This window comes from Dongia sp. agr-C8, assembly GCF_054658695.1.
Window position 1 is genome coordinate 139,830 of sequence record NZ_BAAGHZ010000005.1, and the last position, 16,043, is coordinate 155,872.

Genomic DNA, 16,043 nt, shown 5'->3' on the forward strand with positions numbered 1-16,043 from the left:
TGCAAACTTCGTCAGAACCGGGGGACCGAAACTGTTGCGTCGCCGCAACAAGACTGTGCTCCAATCCACACGCGTAAACATAGGTGTTTCTGCCAAGCTAACCAGAGTCAAAAACACAAAGGCCCCATGCAAGTTCCGCATGACTATTTCATCATTTCGCCTCAATGTTTTAGCAGGTCTTTTTCACATCGTTCCAGACGCGAAAAATGCGAAACTCGATAATATCACTCGGGTAGCGCGCGGAAATCGCTGCCGGATTCGACGGCAGTGCAGCAAAATTCCGCCCAAAACTTTCGCAGCTGCGAAGGCAAATCGCCGGGCCGCGGAGGCGCCGGAATCAGCCCTGCATCTTGCCTTCGGCGACCTTGCGGAGGAGGAAATCGCGGAAGACCTGGATGCGTTTCGAGTTCCGGAGCTCTTCCGGATAGACGAAATAGGCATCGATGCGGGGCCCCTGCAGCTCCGGCAAGACCCGGACCAGGTTCTGCGAATCCGTCGCCATGAACTCGGGCAGGCTCGCGAGGCCCATGCCGCTCTGCACCGCGCGGCGGATCGCGTAGACGGAGTTCACCTTCAACACCGGACGACGCGGGCGATCCTTGCGCACGCCGGAGCGCATCAGCCAGTCGATCTCCGGCACCGGCGGCCGCTGGTCCTCGCCGAAGACGATGATGCGATGGCCGTCGAGATCTTCCGGCGTCTTGGGGATGCCATGCCGCTTAAGATAACCTGGCGATGCATATACGTATGTGTGCATGGTCAGCAGATGCCGCTGGATGAGTTCCGGCTGACGCGGCGGCTGCATGCGGATCGCTACGTCGGCCTCGCGCATCGAGAGATCGAGCTCGCGATCCTCGAGCAGCAGATCCACTTCGACGTCGGGATAGAGCTCGACGAACTCCACCAGGCCCGGCGTCAGCCAGGCCGAGCCGAAGGCCTGGGTCGCCGTGACCTTGAGTTGGCCTTTCGGGCGGTCTTTCGATTCGCCGAGCTGCGCCTCGGCCATGGCGAGCTTGGAGAACACCTCATGCGCGGTGCGATAGAGCAGCTCGCCCTGCTCGGTCAGGATCAGGCCGCGGGCATGGCGGTGAAACAGTGCGACGTTGAGGCTTTCTTCGAGGGAGGAGATCTGGCGCGAGACCGCGGACTGCGAGAGATTCAGCGTCTCGCCCGCATGGGTGAAACTGCCGGCCTCAGCGACGGCGTGAAAGATCCTGAGCTTGTCCCAGTCCATCATGGACTGACCCCCTGAAATTCGGCGCGAAGCGCAAAGCTGCGGCTTTCGCTGCTATTCGGCCGCGCGTGCTTCCTCGTGCTCATGCGCGGCCAGGAAGCGCTCGGCTTCCAATGCGGCCATGCAGCCCATGCCGGCGGCAGTCACGGCTTGGCGGAACACCTTGTCCTTCACGTCACCGGCAGCGAAGACACCGGGAATCTCGGTCGCGGTGCTGTCCGGCTTGGTCAGCAGATAACCTTCCGCGTCGAGCGGAAGCTTCCCCTTGAAGAGTTCTGTCGAGGGCGTGTGGCCGATCGCCACAAAGAAGCCGTCGGCCGGAATGTCGGTGGTGGCGCCGGTCTTGACGTTGCGGATGCGCACGCCGGTGACGCCGGCGGGATCGCCGCTGCCGAGGATCTCCTCAACCGTCGAATCCCAGACCACCTTGATCTTCGGATTGCGGAACAGCCGCTCCTGCATGATCTTCTCGGCCCGGAGATGATCGCGGCGATGCACCAGCGTGACCTTGGTCGCGTGGTTGGTGAGGTAGATCGCCTCCTCGACCGCCGTGTTGCCGCCGCCCACGATCACCACTTCCTTCTCGCGGAAGAAGAAGCCGTCGCAGGTCGCACAGGCGCTGACGCCGAAGCCGCGAAACTTCTGCTCCGAGGGCAGGCCCAGCCACTTGGCCTGGGCACCCGTCGCGATGATCAAGGTGTCGCCGTAATAGATGTCGCCCGAGTCACCGACGGCGCGGAACGGCCGGCGCGAGAGATCGACCTCGGTGATGGTGTCGAACTTGAGCTGGGTGCCGACATGCTCGGCCTGCTTCTGCATCTGCTCCATGAGCCAGGGGCCCTGGATCACGTCGGCGAAGCCCGGATAGTTTTCCACATCCGTGGTGATGGTCATCTGCCCGCCCGGCTGGATGCCCTGGACCAGGACCGGTTTCAGGTTGGCGCGCGCCGTGTAGATCGCGGCGGTATAGCCCGCCGGGCCCGAGCCGATGATGAGCGCCTTGGTCCTGATTTCCGCCATTTCCGTGGTTCCTGCGAGTCGTCGCCTTCGTGCGTGGGACTAACATAAGGAGCGCGACGCAGTGACTCAAGTTGGCGTCGTCACAGCGGCTGATTTGCGGCAAAATCACGACAATTTATCGGTGCAAAGCTCGAAACAATTCCTTCTTTACCGGCCAGCGGCCTGCTACAGTTCTTAGCGTCCTTCCATGTGGAGTTCCCGAATGCCCCAGTCTCAAAAGCGCCTCGCCGTCGCGGGTGCGCTCGCTCTCGCTTTGTCCGCCGGAGCCGCCTGGGCCCAGGAGAACGCGCTTGCGACCCTACCCTCCATCGTGGTCCAGCAGCTCCGTCCGGGGGCGGCGATCGAACAGGTCATTGCGCAGGCCTTGGCACCGATCCGTCAGCATGATCTCGACGGCAACGGGCTCGACTCCGCCGACATCGCGACGGCGGAGTCGGTAGAGGCTGCCAACCGCCGCGCGCAGCGCGTTTCCACGGCCTTGCGCTATGACCTCGACGGCAACGGCCAAGTCACCGAGCTGGAGGCGCGCCGCAGCCTCGAATTTCAGCAGGGTCGCCAGATGCAGCAGGGCATCGATCTTGAGCAGCGGCGCACGATGATGGAGCGGCAGCTGGGCCAGATTCTCGCCTTCGACCTCGATCGGGACGGGTCGATCTCGATGTCGGAGATGCTGGCCGCCGAGGACAAGGGCAACCAGTCACGCGAAGCGCTCTATGACTCGTTGCGCCGGCTGCTGCTCGCGGACCCGAACGGCGATGGCCGCGTCACACCGGCGGAGCTGGAAACCATCGTCCGCGCGGCATTCGCCCAGCTCGACGGCAACGGGAATGGCGTGATCGACATGCCGGAATATACCGCCTATCGGGCCGAGCTGCAGGAAATCACTGCCATGACAAAGGCGACAGGCTGCAAGCTGCCGAAAGCTGGACCGGATGAGGAAGTGACACTGGTCGGCATGTATGACGGCAACTATCAACCGACCGTGACCGTAACCGGTCAGGACAATGTGACATCCCTGGCACGGGTCATCATCGAGCCGGGGAACGCGCCGCTTTACGTCGTCTTGTCGTCCTACGTAGGCATGATTTGGAAATTCGAGGGCGAGACCGCTCGCCTGAAGCATGTCGCGGTGCTGGGCGGGCTGGTGAGTGGAGCCGGCAACAATTCCGGAGGATGGGCGGGTTCGGGCGTGCTTGGGGTTGCGAAGGACCGTGTGAGCTTCGTGCCGGCCGAGGCCTGCGGTCGCTATTACGAGACATCGACTGCGGAAGGCAAGGCGATGGTGCGCGCGGTTTCGCAGGCGGCCGGAGCGGGGAAAGTCAATCCGATCTACGTCTATGCGGCGAAGGGCATCATGGTGCCGAGCGGCAAGGTCTTCGAGAAGGACAAGGATAAGGATATCGTCATCACCGGCAGCGACGCGTACATGATGAGCGAAGGCGAAACCCCAAAGCGGCTTGAAGGCGGGCTTTCCAGCACGGCACAAGAGGATTGGCTCGCCAAGGCAGGAGGCGTGGTCACGCTCGATCCGAAAGAACTGGTCGCCGAGGGCAAGGTCGAGGCTTACGAGGTGCTGCCCGGGCAAGACGGCCTTCGACAGTTGATTCTCCAAGGAATCCTAGAGCGCACCGGAAAGGGCTATCGTGTCATCAAGCCGTTGCGACGTTGGCCGGCCGGGCTCACCGGCTCGCACGCCGTGACCTTCATTCTGCCGAAGGGCATTCCCATGCCCCAAGGCAGTCTGGGGCATTCCATCTTGATAACAGAGTGAGCCGCTGAGCGGCGGCCTGGCCCGCGCCTAAGCCCGCTTCAGCCGGATGTGGACCGTGGTGCCGTGGCCGAGATGGCTCATGATCTTGAGGCGCGCGTCCTGGCGCTCCAGCAGCGAGCGGGCGATGGCGAGGCCCAGGCCGGCGCCGCTCTTGCCCTTGGTGAGGCTGTTATCGACCTGGTAAAAGGGCTCGGTGACGCGCTCGATATCCTGCTCCGGGATGCCGATGCCGCGGTCGGCGACGGTGATCACGACCTCCTGGTCGAGCCGGTCGGCCGAGACCAGGATCTGCGGCGCCCCGTCGGAGAACTTGATCGCGTTGTCGATGATCGCCAGCAAGCATTTCGACAGCGCATTGCGATCGGCGATGACATCGGGGAGGTCGGGTGCGATCTCGACGATCGGCACGATCTCGGCATCGGCGAATTGCTGCTGCCGGAGCGCCAGGCAAGAATCGATGACTGGTTCCAGCGCCGTGCGGTCCTTCTCGATGATGTAGGAACCGGACTGCAGCCGCGTCATCTCCAGCGCCTGGTTGACGATGCGCATCAGGTCGTTGGCGTTGTCGTGGGTGATCTGCAGATAGTCGAATTCCTCGGGCCCGACGCGGCCGTTCAGCCGCGACAGCAGCAGCGAGGTGAAGCCGATGATGGCGTTCAAGGGCGTGCGGAGCTCGTGGCCCATGTTGCGCAGCAGGTCGTGCTTGCCGCGGGCGAGTTCTTCCGCCTCCAGCTTGGCGAGACCGAAGGCCTCCTCGGCTTCCGCCAACAGGCGCTCCGCCTCCGCGCGCGCCTCCCGCTCGCGGGCGAGCGCCAGGCGGAGCTCCTCGAGCGGCGGGATGGTTCTGGCGGCGGATGCGATCATGGCCATAGACCCGGTGCCCTTTCCGTCCGGGCGGGGTGGTCTCCGTTAAGACTGGCTTTCATCTTACGCGGCTTCCCGCAGCCCCGATAGAGACGGGGCTCACACCATTTGCGAAAGGAAATTTCTCGTAATATAATTTCGCCAATTCACGCTTCGCTGGTGGAAGATTTCATGCGCCGGGCCAAACTGGACAAGATCGATCTCCGCATCCTCGCCGACCTGCAGGCGGATGGGCGGATGACCAATGTGGATCTCGCGGCACGGGCCGGAATTTCGGCCCCGCCCTGTCTCCGGCGGGTCCGGGCCTTGGAAGAAGGCGGATACCTGAAGGGCTACCATGCCGAAGTCAATGCCGAGGCGCTCGGCTTCGGCGTCACCGTCTTCGCCCATGTGGGCCTCAACAGCCAGGCCGAGAATGATCTAAAGGCCTTCGAGGCCCTGGTCGGCGGCTGGCCGATGGTCCGGGAATGCCACATGCTGGCGGGCGAGACCGACTTCCTGCTGAAGATCGTCGCCCATGACTGGGACGCCTACCAGAAGTTCCTGACCACGCATCTGACACCGGCGCCCAATGTCAGCCACGTCAAGTCGGCTTTGGCGATCCGCACCTCCAAGCTGCTGCCCGGCGTGCCGATCGAGGCCGAGGAGCCGAAAGCCGTCGCGCGCGAGGCCGCCGGGTTCAGCTGAACTGAGATTCTCTTGATATCAGATCGCCGGGTCGAGCCCGGCGATGACGGACAAGTTTTAAGTCGTCACGCGCGGGCTTGACCCGCGCATCTCGTGCCACCGGCGCTCAGGCCCAGACCGGCGCCGGGGCGCAGAATTTGTGTTCCGCCTCCGGGCAGTGTTCCTTGCCGTATTCGAAGCGGAAATCGCTCGGCTGCAACCGGCCGCGATAGACATCCGAGAGATCGACCAGGCTGCCGTCCGGCAGCGCGGCGCGCACGTTGCAGCTCGCACCCTGGACAAACTTCACATCGCAGCCATCGGTGAAGATATCGGCGAAGTTCAGCATCCTGGTCTCGAGCTGAATCGGGGTCTGGATCGACATCCGGGTCTCCTAGATGCGCGTCATGTCGCGCTTGACAATGGGTCGCCCCAACCCGCCCGGCGGTTGGTGACGACGGTCACCGAGGCGCGGTGACGGCCGTCACCAACGCAATGTCGAAAACCCCGGCCGATCACTCGGCCGGGGCTTCGCTTGGTTGGAAGTGGTGGTCGCTGGCTTAGACGATCTGGCTGTAGGTCACGTCGATGCCGGCATTCTGCAGGTCCTGGACGTTGGTCCAGCCCTGGTTCTGGATGCCGTCGAGCTCCACCGTGCCGCCCTTCCAGCTGAACAGGACATCGCCATCGGCGCTGCTGCCGACAAAGAGGTCCACCTTGCTGCCGCCGTACGGATCATAGAAGTTCAGCGCATCGGCGAGCGGGTCGAAGTCGGTGATCACGTCGTTGCCATGCAGCGGGGCGTCGATCATCCACTCGAACTTGTCCGCCCCGGCGCCGCCGGTGATGGTGTCCGAACCGGTGCCGGCGTTGATGAAGTCATTGCCCTCGCCGCCGTTGATCGTATCGGCGCCCTGGCTGCCCATCAGCGTGTCGTCGCCCTTGCCGCCGAGGATCGTGGAACCGCCGGTATTGCCCGAGGCGGAGATGTAGTCGTTGCCGTCGCCGCCGTCGAGGAAGTCCTTGCCCCCGTTGCCGTAGAGGCTGTCGTTGCCCTCGCCGCCGATGATCTTGTTGTCGGCGGCGGTGCCCTGGATATAGTCGCCGAACTTGGTGCCGATCACGTTCTCCATGTTGGAGATGCTGTCGCCCGCTGCGTCGCCGCCGCCATAGACATTACCCAGCATGTTGACGTGCACGCCGCTGGCCGAGGCGGAATAGTCCACGGTGTCCACACCGTTGCCGCCGTTCATCGTGTCGGCGCCGGCGCCGCCGACGAAATAGTCGTCGTTGTCGCCGCCCAGCATGGTGTCGTTGCCGATGCCGCCGTCGAGATGGTCGTTGTTGGCGCCGCCGCTCAGGATGTCGTTGCCGTCGCCGCCCAGCAGCTTGTCGTTGCCGGCGTCGCCCGAGAGATTGTCGTTGCCGGTGCCACCGTCGAGCACGTCATTGCCGCCGGCGCCGGTGGCGGTGTCGTTGCCGCCGTAGAGATACATCGTGTTGTGCTGCCAGTCGCCGTTCACCGTCTCGCTGGCGTTCGATCCGTAATAGGTCGTGTAATACTGCTGAATCATGATCGACGGGTCGAACTGGTTCGGGTCGAGCGGCATGGTGGTGGTCGGCTGGTTGGTCACGAGCGCCATGATCTGGAAGACCTCCTTGGGGGTCGGGTGGAAAGTTGAGGATGCATTTGGTTGACGTTGGTGACGGGTAGTGCCGCCATCCCCGAAAGCCGTTCGACCCCATAGGCAGGCTTGTGCGATCGGTCACACCGCCCGGTGTGAAATCGATGATTGAGTTAAGATCAGAGGATTAATATCGATCGGCCGAGAATGAAGATCAGCGCGGCCAGGCCGGGATAAGGACGTCGGCGGCGCAGTCGCCGCGGGCGGGAATGGCGGGAATGGCGAGGCTTGCGGCCGTCAGCCCGGCGGTGACCTCGCTGCGCTTCAGGCGGATCCGGATTTCCTGAAGGGCAGAGGCGCCCTCGCTCTTGGCGCAATCGAGCATGAGGGCGCGGGCGCTGCCGCGGCCGAAATCGATTTCGAACGCTTCCAGCAATTCCTTGCGCGCAACGATGCGGCCGGCCTGGGCCCCCAGCAGCCGGGCGAGGCCGCCCCGCTCCACCTCACGCAACAGCACGATAGCGGTGGCGAAGTAGTCTTCCGGCGCGAGACCGGAGCAGGTGCCGTGCTTCCACCATTCGTGCCGGTCGAGGCCGACCACGATGCCCGGCATCGCCCGCGCGAGATCGTCGCTGCTCGCTTGCGAGAGCTTCACCGGCGGCATCTTCAGCCAGTTGCCGCCGTCGAGCGCCATCATGGATTTGCGGTTGCCCGCATTGGCGATGCAGAAGGCATCCTCGGCATTGCGCTTGCCGTCGCCATTCGTGTCCCAGTCGGGCCAGAGCCCGTGCAAGGTGAAGCCCGGCTTATCCTTGGGCGCGATCTTGCATTCGGCTTTCTGCGCACGATCGGCGCAGAAGCCCGGCTGCCAGGACAAGGCGAGGGTGAAGCTGTCTTCAGCCGAGGCGCGACCGCCGGCCAGGAGCGATCCCAGCAGAAGGGCGGCAAGAAGAGCGCGCCGGACGCGGCTGAGCAGGCCCGGCACCGCGCCCGCTTACTTGAATTGGACCTTGGCGACCTCGTAGGACTTGGAGCCGCCGGGGGTCGTGACCTCGACGGAATCGCCGACCTTCTTGCCGACCAGTGCGCGCGCCAAGGGCGCGGTGATGGCGAGGCGCTTCGACTTGATGTCGGCCTCGTCCTCGCCGACGATCTGGTAGGCCGACTTCTCGTCGGTGTCCTCGTCGATCAGGGTGACGGTGGCGCCGAACTTGATCACCTTGCCGGAGAGCTTGGAGACGTCGATCACCTCGGCGCGGCTGATTTTGTCCTCGAGCTCGAGCACGCGGCCTTCGATGAAGCTCTGGCGCTCGCGCGCGGCGTGATACTCCGCGTTTTCGGAGAGATCGCCGTGCTCGCGCGCTTCCGCGATCGCTCGGATGATGGCCGGGCGCTCGACCGTCTTCAGCTGCTTCAACTCTTCTTCCAGGCGGCCGTAGCCGTCGGCGGTCATCGGGATCTTGTGCATGTTTTCGAGTTCCGAAACGCAAAAACGACCCCTCGGGCGAGGTCCCTCCGCTTAACCACGCTAAATGGTTAACCGGCCACCAGCACCCGACAGGCCCAGATTATCAGGCAGTCGAAACGTTAAAGTACGATTGGAGGGGAGCGACTTCAAGGTCTCCGCTCGCCAGGGCCCCCACCGCCTCCACCGCGGCGAGCGCGCCCGCCATGGTGGTGTAGTAAGGAATCTGGCCCATCAACGCGGCCTGCCTGAGGCTGAAGCTGTCCGCGATCGCCTTCTGTCCGGCTACCGTGTTGAAAACCAACTTGATTTCGCCGCGCTGCATCGCCTCGACGATATGCGGGCTGCCCTGGTGCACCTTGTTGATGGCGCGGACGTCGAGGCCTTGGTTTCGGAGAAAAGACGCGGTTCCCGGGGTGGCGACGATGTCGAAGCCCATCTCCAGCAGCTTGCGCGCCGCCGGGACCATGCCGGGCTTGTCCTTGTCTTTGAGCGAAATGAACACCGTGCCGTTGCGCGGCAGGCGCTGGCCGGCGCCGAGCTGGGCCTTCAGGAAGGCGCGGGCGAAGCTTGAATCCAGCCCCATCACCTCGCCGGTCGATTTCATCTCCGGCCCGAGGATGATGTCCACGCCGGGGAAGCGCGCGAAGGGGAAGACGGCTTCTTTGACCGCCACGTGGTGCCGCTTGGTGGCGTCGAGCTGGAAATCGCGCAAGACCTCGCCGGCCATGACGCGCGCCGCGATCTTCGCGATCGGCAGCCCGGTCGCCTTGGCGACGAAGGGCACGGTGCGGCTGGCGCGCGGGTTGACCTCGAGCACGTAGATCTCGTCGCCTTTGATCGCGAACTGGATGTTCATCAGCCCGACGACGTTGAGGCCGAGCGCCAGCGCCACCGCCTGGCGCCGAAGCTCGGCGATGACCGCAAGCGAGAGCGTGTGCGGCGGCAACGCGCAGGCGCTGTCGCCGGAATGGATGCCGGCCTCTTCGATATGCTCCATGATGCCAGCGACGAAGACGTCCTTGCCGTCCGAGAGCGCATCGACATCGACCTCGATCGCGTCCTCGAGATAGGAGTCGATCAGCACCGGGTTGTCGCCGGAGACCTGCACCGCGCGGCGGATGTAGCGGCGGAGCTGATCCGGCTCGTGCACGATCTCCATGGCGCGGCCGCCCAGCACATAGGAGGGGCGGATCACCACCGGGTAGCCGACCTCGGCCGCGATGCGCTCGGCCTCTTCGCCGGAACGCGCGATGCCGTTCCTGGGCTGCCTGAGATCGAGGTCATGCAGCAGCTTCTGGAAGCGCTCGCGGTCCTCGGCGAGATCGATCGCGTCGGGCGAGGTGCCGAGGATCGGGATCTTCGCCTTCTCCAGCGCGGCGGCGAGCTTCAGCGGCGTCTGCCCGCCGAACTGCACGATGCAGCCGAGCAAGGTCCCCTTGCGCTGCTCGACGCGGGCGAGCTCGATCACGTCTTCGGCGGTGAGCGGTTCGAAATAGAGTCGATCCGAGGTGTCGTAATCGGTCGACACCGTCTCGGGGTTGCAATTGACCATGATGGTCTCGATGCCGGCCTCTTTCAGCGCATAGGCGGCATGGACGCAGCAATAGTCGAACTCGATGCCCTGGCCGATCCGGTTCGGACCGCCGCCGAGGATGATGACCTTGCGGCGATCGCTGGGGTCCGCCTCGTCCTCGGGCGTCTCGACATTCTCGCCCTCGTAGCAGGAATACATGTAGGGCGTGGCCGAGGCGAACTCGGCGGCGCAGGTGTCGATCCGCTTGTAGACCGGGCGCACCTTCAAGTCGTGGCGCAGCTTCTGCACCGCGTCGGCCGTGGTGCCGGCGAGCTCCGCCAGGCGCGCATCGGAGAAGCCCTTGCGCTTCAGCCTGAGCAGCGCTTCGTGGGTCTTGGGCAGGCCCTGCGCCCTCACCAGCTTCTCGGTCTCGACAATGGCTTCGATCTGGCGGATGAACCAGGGATCGAACTTCGAGGCGGCAAAGATCTCCTCGACGCTCAAGCCGCGGCGCAGCGCCTCGGCGATCACCAGAAGCCGGTCCGGCGTCGCCTTCCCGAGCTGGGCCAGGATCGAGGCCTTGTCGTCCTTCTCCAGCGCGACTTCGTTGAAGCCGGTCAAGCCCGTCTCCATCGAGCGCAGCGCCTTCTGCACCGATTCCTGGAACGACCGGCCGATCGCCATCGCCTCGCCCACTGACTTCATCGAGGTCGAAAGCAGCGGTTCGGCGCCGGGGAATTTCTCGAAGGTGAAGCGCGGCATCTTGGTGACGACGTAATCGATCGTCGGCTCGAAGGAGGCCGGCGTCACCTTGGTGATGTCGTTGATCAGCTCGTCCAGCGTGTAGCCGACCGCGAGCTTGGCCGCGACCTTGGCGATCGGAAACCCAGTGGCCTTCGAGGCCAAGGCCGAGGAGCGCGAGACCCGCGGGTTCATCTCGATGACGATCAGGCGGCCGTTCTCCGGGTTGACCGCGAACTGCACGTTCGAGCCGCCGGTATCGACGCCGATCTCGCGCAGCACCGCGATCGAGGCGTTGCGCATCAGCTGGTATTCCTTGTCGGTCAGGGTGAGCGCCGGCGCCACGGTGATAGAATCGCCGGTATGCACGCCCATCGGATCGACGTTCTCGATCGAGCAGATGATGATGCAGTTGTCCGCCTTGTCGCGGACCACCTCCATCTCGAATTCCTTCCAGCCGAGGATCGATTCCTCGACCAGCACCTCGCCCACCGGCGAGGCCTGCAGGCCGCCCGAGACGATCTTGATGAATTCCTCGCGCGTGGTGGCGATGCCACCGCCGGTGCCGCCCAGGGTGAAGCTCGGGCGGATGATCGCCGGCAGGCCGACCATGTCCAGGGTCTTCAGCGCCTCGTCCAGCGAATTGACCAGTGCGCCTTTCGCACTTTCGAGGCCGATCCGGTCCATGGCGTCGCGGAACAGCTGCCGGTCTTCCGCCATGTCGATGGCGCGGGCATTGGCGCCGATCAGCTCGATGCCGAGCTCCTTCAGCTTGCCCGATTTATAAAGCGCCATCGCGGTGTTGAGCGCGGTCTGGCCGCCCATCGTCGGCAGCACCGCGTCCGGCCGCTCCTTCTCCAGGATCCGCGCCACCACGTCGGGCGTGATCGGCTCGATATAGGTCGCGTCCGCGAGGTTGGGATCGGTCATGATCGTGGCCGGGTTCGAGTTCACCAGGATGACCCGGTAACCCTCCTGCTTGAGCGCCTTGCAGGCCTGGGCGCCGGAATAGTCGAACTCGCAGGCCTGGCCGATGACGATCGGGCCGGCGCCGATGATGAGGATCGATTGGATGTCGGTGCGTTTCGGCATTTCTCTCTAGCGTATCTCTGGTCGCGTCCAAAAACACCGGCGGTGCAAGTTGCTCCGCCGGTTGAATGAGCTATGCCGTCTCATCGCAGGGCGACCAGATCGGCGTCGTCGGAAAGCATGTAGACGGTCTTGTTGGCAACGACCGGCGGCAGATGCGACCGGTCGGGCAGCGTCTGCTTGCCCAGAAGCTTGCCGGTATAGGGCGAGAAGGCGAGCGCGACGCCGCTCGAGCCCGTGACCAGCAGCCGGTCCTCGACCAGAACCGGACCCGACCAGTAGATCGGGTCTTCCTTGTCTTCCATGTCCTCGAAGGGCGGCAGGGCCTGCACCCACTTGATGCGGCCGTCCTCGCGGGTGAGGCAGACGACTTCGCTTGAGCTGGTGATGACGTAGAGGAAGTCACCGGCGACCCAGGGCATCTGCGTGCCGCCGAGGCTGTTGTCCCAGATCCGGCCGCCGCGCCGCAGATCGATCGCCGCCATGACACCGCCGTTGCCGATGGCGATCACCCGGTCGCGGTCGATCACCGGCCGGCCGCGGATGTCGGTCAAGGCCGCGACCGCGTTGCCGCCGGTGCGCCCGGCGAGGTTGTCGCTCCACAGCGATCGACCGGTGACCACGTCGAAGGCCAGGAGATCGCCCGAGGTGTAGGCCGCGACGACGACGTCGCCGAGCACGGCGGGCGTCGCACCGCCGAGGAAGCCCGCGGCCTCCTCGACGCCGGCGTTCGACCACAGCCGGCGGCCGTCGTCGCTGGCATAGACGACGAGCTGGTTGTCGATGGTGACGGTGAAGATGCGGCCGTCGCTGGCGGCGGGCGGGGCTCTCATGGGAGAGGGCGCGTCCACTTCCCAGACCTTCTTGCCGTCCTTCTCGTCGAGCGCGATCAGCTTGGCGAAGGGCGTGGTGACGAAAACCTTGCCTTCGTAGACGGCGATGCCGCCGCCGAACAGATCGTCATCGTCGGTGTCGGGGGTGAGGTCGTTTTCCCAGATCAGCTTGCCGGTCTCGGCGTCGAACACGCGGACCAGGCTCTCGGAATCCAGAGTGAAGACCTTGCCGTCGGCAATCACCGGCTCGGCCAGCAGGCGGTTGGCGCTGTCGGCCGAGCTGCCGATGTTGGCGCTCCAGAGCTGCTTGAAGGCGCCGGTGCCCGCCGACAGGTGGTACATCGCATGGGCCTGGTTGCCGCCGGGCTGCGGCCAGTCCTTGTTCTCATAGGGCCGCGGCAGGCGGACCGGTGTCTCGGCCAGGCTGGGGTCGCTGTTCAGCTCCTTGTTGAGCTGCAGCACCGAGACGCGCTCGCCGGGCAGCGGAATCTTGGTGGGCTCGCAGGCCGCCAGCGCCAATGCCAGGAGACCCGCCGCCAGGGCTGCACCGCATTGCTTCGCAGGGGAACAGCGGAAGGTCACGGTCGTCAGTCCTGCAGCCGTTCGAGCATGATCTCGGCCCGCGCCCCGACGCCTTGCGGCGCGTTCGGCAAGGTGCCCAGCTGCTTCAGTTGCTCATAGATGGTCTTGGCTTTCGCCTTGTCGCCACCGGCCAGCGCCGCCTGGGCCTGCACCTCGAGCGCCGAGAAGCGGTAAGGTTCATTGTCGCCGGTCAGCCCCTCGACCAGCTTCGCCGCGTCCTCCGGCTTGCCGGCGTCGAGCCAGGCAAGGCCGCCGAGAATGGCGGCGAGATCCTTCAGCGCCTTATCGACCGAGCCGTCCTTGGCGATCGCCGCGAACTGCTCCGCCGCCTTGGCCTTGTCACCGTCCTTCAGGATCTGGCTGGCCGCCTGGAACCGCGCCAGGACGGCGAAGCCGCCGCCGTCCTTGGCCAGGGCCTCGAACTGGGCAAGGCCTGCCTTGGGATCCTTTTCCAGGGTCTGGAGGGCCTGGAGGTAGGCGGCGCCATTGGCCTCGATCCGCTGCTGCTTCCAGTATTTCCAGCCGGAGAAGCCCGCCGTCGCCGCAACCGCGATGATGGCAAAGCCAATGAGGTGATTCTGGTACTTCTTCCAGAAAGCGAGGGCCTTATCCCGCCTCAGGTCCTCGTCAACTTCCTGAAAGATATCAGCCACTTAAACTCCCTCGGGCGAAGCGGCCGGGACCGGAATCGCCCTGAATCAGGAGGGGGGTCGGCCGAAATCGGGCGGTAACATAGCGACTTGGTCCCTCGAGTGCAAACCGGCTGCAAACGCGCCCTTGCGGCCGGATTTGTGGCTGAATCAGCCCCCGGCGCGGAGATTGGAACGGAACTTGCTTTAACCTCTCCGACCCATTGGAAGGATGCCCGGTGATGCGTGCCCGCACCCCGTTTCGACGCCTGTCTATTCTCCCCCTGCTGCTCGCCGCCGGACTTGCCCTCGGGTTGCCCCTGGGCGGATGCCAGACCATCGGCGTGCTGCCGGCGGCGGGAATTGCCGCCACGGTCGAAGGCGTCGCCCTCAACGCCTCCGGCAAGACGGTGTCGGACCACTTGGTCTCGGCCATCACGGGCGACGATTGCTCGGTGCTGCGCTACACCAAGGACGGCAGATATTGCCTGTCCGATGCGGAAATCGCCGCCGAGCAGGCGCGCCTGCACCGGCCCTATGAAGGCACCTGCTACAAGGTCCGCGGCAACGTCGCCTGCTACGACCAGGCCGACGCCGAGCACACCTCCGAGACCACGGTCTACGTCTATCATCCGTGACGGCGCGACTGTCGCGCAGGATTTTCGGCGCGAGACTCTTTACGGCCGGGCACGAATACGGCAATGATTCGGTCATCATGCGTGGCACGGCGATTCGCTTGCGCTGGCGGGGAGGCTGATTGGCGCAGCTCCTTCTTCTGTCCGAATACCGGCGAGACGGCCGCAGGGTCTTCTTCGACCGCGAGGACTTGAACCATTTGCTCGGCGTCTACAGCCGGCAGGTCGCCCGGGGCGTCTGGCGGGATTACGCCATCGACCACCGCTCCAACATGGCGATCTTCTCGGTCTTCAAGCGCAGCCAGGAACAGGCGATCTTCACCGTGACCAAAGTCCTGCTGCGCGGCGACAAGGAGCCCAACTACGTGCTCCTCTCCCGCAACCGCCAGATCAAGTCCAGCCGCGACCTCAAGCAGATCTGCGACGTGCTGCAGCGTCAGCTGACGGTGGTCGAAGGTTAGACCGCCCGTGTCTGGCTTGCCGAGGATGCGGCTCGGTCGGTTGCTTTCCGTCTTAGGGCTTGCGGCTTCGCTGCTGTGCGCGGCCGACTTTGCCCGGGCCGAGGATCCGGCACCCCGCGCGATCCTGGCCCTCTTCGAGACCGCGCGGCTCAGCCTGCCGCAAGGCCCGCTGCCGGACGGCTTGCGCTTCGTGCTCTACGATGACGGCCAGATCATCACCCGCACCGGCCCGACCGAGGCCGAGCCGGATCCGGCGGGTCGAGGCGTCACCTACGGGCTGATCGACCGCGACGCGGCGGAGGGTCTGCGCCGCGAAGCCGCAGCCGATCTGAAGGGCGTCGCCAAGCCGCAATCCGGCATCGCCGCGGCGGCGGAAGTCGGCAGCACCATCCTCGAAGTCTGGGACGGCGCGCGCTATCAGCGCTTCAGCGCCAATGCCTGGCCCTGCGCCATGGAGGGCCGCGTCTTCGCCGGCGGCTGGCAGCGCAACCGCGACGCGACCGATCCGCAATTCCTGAAGGTCTGCGACCGCCTGCTGCAATACCAGATCGCCGCGCCGCACGAATGGCTGCCACGGACCGTGAAGTTGATGATCAGCGCCATGGCGGATCCGCCCGCGCAACAGGCGCCTTGGCCGAAGGACTGGCCGCCCGCGCCGTCGGATCTGCGCCCCAAGGCCGCCGTCGCCCTGTGCGCGCCGGTGAGCGCCGATTCGAGTTCCTTCTCACACGGACTGATCACCGCGCAATGGGACGAGACCGGCCGGACGGCTCTGGTCATCGATGCCAGCCACGCCGCGGTCATCTGGGATTGGTATTTCGATCTGCCCGCGCCGATTCCCCTGGCGGGCGACAAGGGCGAAGCGGAAAAGCCGGTCGGGAGCGACTGCGCCTCGGTCGCGGCGCCCTGAAT

The 16,043-nt window shown here is 65.0% G+C and carries 15 protein-coding genes; 5 read left to right on the forward strand and 10 right to left on the reverse strand.

What is annotated here, in order from left to right; all coding sequences use genetic code 11:
- Positions 1-337: 337 nt before the first annotated feature.
- Positions 338-1,234 (reverse strand): LysR family transcriptional regulator, encoded by an 897-nt coding sequence (locus ACYQ4T_RS24950; protein ID WP_395017151.1) that lies wholly within the window; start codon positions 1,232-1,234, stop codon positions 338-340.
- 54 nt (positions 1,235-1,288) lie between these two features.
- Positions 1,289-2,254, reverse strand: coding sequence for a thioredoxin-disulfide reductase (gene trxB, locus ACYQ4T_RS24955; protein ID WP_459859336.1), 966 nt, complete (start codon positions 2,252-2,254; stop codon positions 1,289-1,291).
- A gap of 202 nt (positions 2,255-2,456) precedes the next feature.
- Between trxB and ACYQ4T_RS24960 the strand changes: the two genes are divergently transcribed.
- The gene (locus ACYQ4T_RS24960) at positions 2,457-4,025 is read left to right on the forward strand and encodes an EF-hand domain-containing protein (protein WP_459859337.1); all 1,569 of its coding nucleotides are present in this window, start codon (positions 2,457-2,459) and stop codon (positions 4,023-4,025) included.
- A 27-nt stretch (positions 4,026-4,052) separates the two neighbouring features.
- Here the strand turns inward: ACYQ4T_RS24960 and ACYQ4T_RS24965 are convergent, their stop codons facing one another.
- On the reverse strand, positions 4,053-4,889 hold the full coding sequence (locus ACYQ4T_RS24965) for a sensor histidine kinase (RefSeq protein WP_459859338.1): 837 nt from the start codon (positions 4,887-4,889) through the stop codon (positions 4,053-4,055).
- Positions 4,890-5,060: 171 nt separating this feature from the next.
- On the opposite strand from ACYQ4T_RS24965, the gene ACYQ4T_RS24970 reads away from it, so the two are divergent.
- On the forward strand, positions 5,061-5,576 hold the full coding sequence (locus ACYQ4T_RS24970; RefSeq protein WP_459859339.1) for an Lrp/AsnC family transcriptional regulator: 516 nt from the start codon (positions 5,061-5,063) through the stop codon (positions 5,574-5,576).
- A gap of 106 nt (positions 5,577-5,682) precedes the next feature.
- Here ACYQ4T_RS24970 and ACYQ4T_RS24975 read toward each other — a convergent pair whose 3' ends face one another.
- The 7 genes from ACYQ4T_RS24975 to ACYQ4T_RS25005 form a co-directional block, all read right to left on the reverse strand.
- Positions 5,683-5,940, reverse strand: a complete 258-nt coding sequence (locus ACYQ4T_RS24975; RefSeq protein WP_459859340.1) for a hypothetical protein — start codon at positions 5,938-5,940, stop codon at positions 5,683-5,685.
- A gap of 175 nt (positions 5,941-6,115) precedes the next feature.
- Positions 6,116-7,198, reverse strand: a complete 1,083-nt coding sequence (locus ACYQ4T_RS24980) for a calcium-binding protein (RefSeq protein WP_459859341.1) — start codon at positions 7,196-7,198, stop codon at positions 6,116-6,118.
- Between the two features lie 196 nt (positions 7,199-7,394).
- Positions 7,395-8,165, reverse strand: a complete 771-nt coding sequence (locus ACYQ4T_RS24985; RefSeq protein WP_459859342.1) for a ribonuclease T2 family protein — start codon at positions 8,163-8,165, stop codon at positions 7,395-7,397.
- Between the two features lie 9 nt (positions 8,166-8,174).
- Positions 8,175-8,648 carry a transcription elongation factor GreA gene (gene greA / locus ACYQ4T_RS24990; RefSeq protein WP_459859343.1) on the reverse strand — a complete coding sequence of 158 codons (474 nt, stop codon included), beginning with the start codon at positions 8,646-8,648 and terminating at the stop codon, positions 8,175-8,177.
- Positions 8,649-8,751: 103 nt separating this feature from the next.
- Entirely contained in the window at positions 8,752-11,994 is a 3,243-nt protein-coding gene (carB, locus tag ACYQ4T_RS24995; RefSeq protein WP_459859344.1) for a carbamoyl-phosphate synthase large subunit, read from the reverse strand.
- An 80-nt stretch (positions 11,995-12,074) separates the two neighbouring features.
- Positions 12,075-13,406, reverse strand: coding sequence for a PQQ-like beta-propeller repeat protein (locus ACYQ4T_RS25000; RefSeq protein ID WP_459859345.1), 1,332 nt, complete (start codon positions 13,404-13,406; stop codon positions 12,075-12,077).
- A 5-nt stretch (positions 13,407-13,411) separates the two neighbouring features.
- Positions 13,412-14,059: a tetratricopeptide repeat protein gene (locus tag ACYQ4T_RS25005; protein ID WP_459859346.1), complete on the reverse strand. Its 648-nt coding sequence runs from the start codon at positions 14,057-14,059 to the stop codon at positions 13,412-13,414.
- A gap of 218 nt (positions 14,060-14,277) precedes the next feature.
- Between ACYQ4T_RS25005 and ACYQ4T_RS25010 the strand changes: the two genes are divergently transcribed.
- The 3 genes from ACYQ4T_RS25010 (at position 14,278) to ACYQ4T_RS25020 (ending at position 16,041) form a co-directional block, all read left to right on the forward strand.
- Positions 14,278-14,673: a hypothetical protein gene (locus ACYQ4T_RS25010; protein WP_459859347.1), complete on the forward strand. Its 396-nt coding sequence runs from the start codon at positions 14,278-14,280 to the stop codon at positions 14,671-14,673.
- A 119-nt stretch (positions 14,674-14,792) separates the two neighbouring features.
- Positions 14,793-15,131, forward strand: coding sequence for a DUF2794 domain-containing protein (locus ACYQ4T_RS25015; RefSeq protein ID WP_459859348.1), 339 nt, complete (start codon positions 14,793-14,795; stop codon positions 15,129-15,131).
- Positions 15,132-15,171: 40 nt separating this feature from the next.
- Positions 15,172-16,041, forward strand: a complete 870-nt coding sequence (locus ACYQ4T_RS25020; protein WP_459859349.1) for a hypothetical protein — start codon at positions 15,172-15,174, stop codon at positions 16,039-16,041.
- Positions 16,042-16,043: the final 2 nt, after the last annotated feature.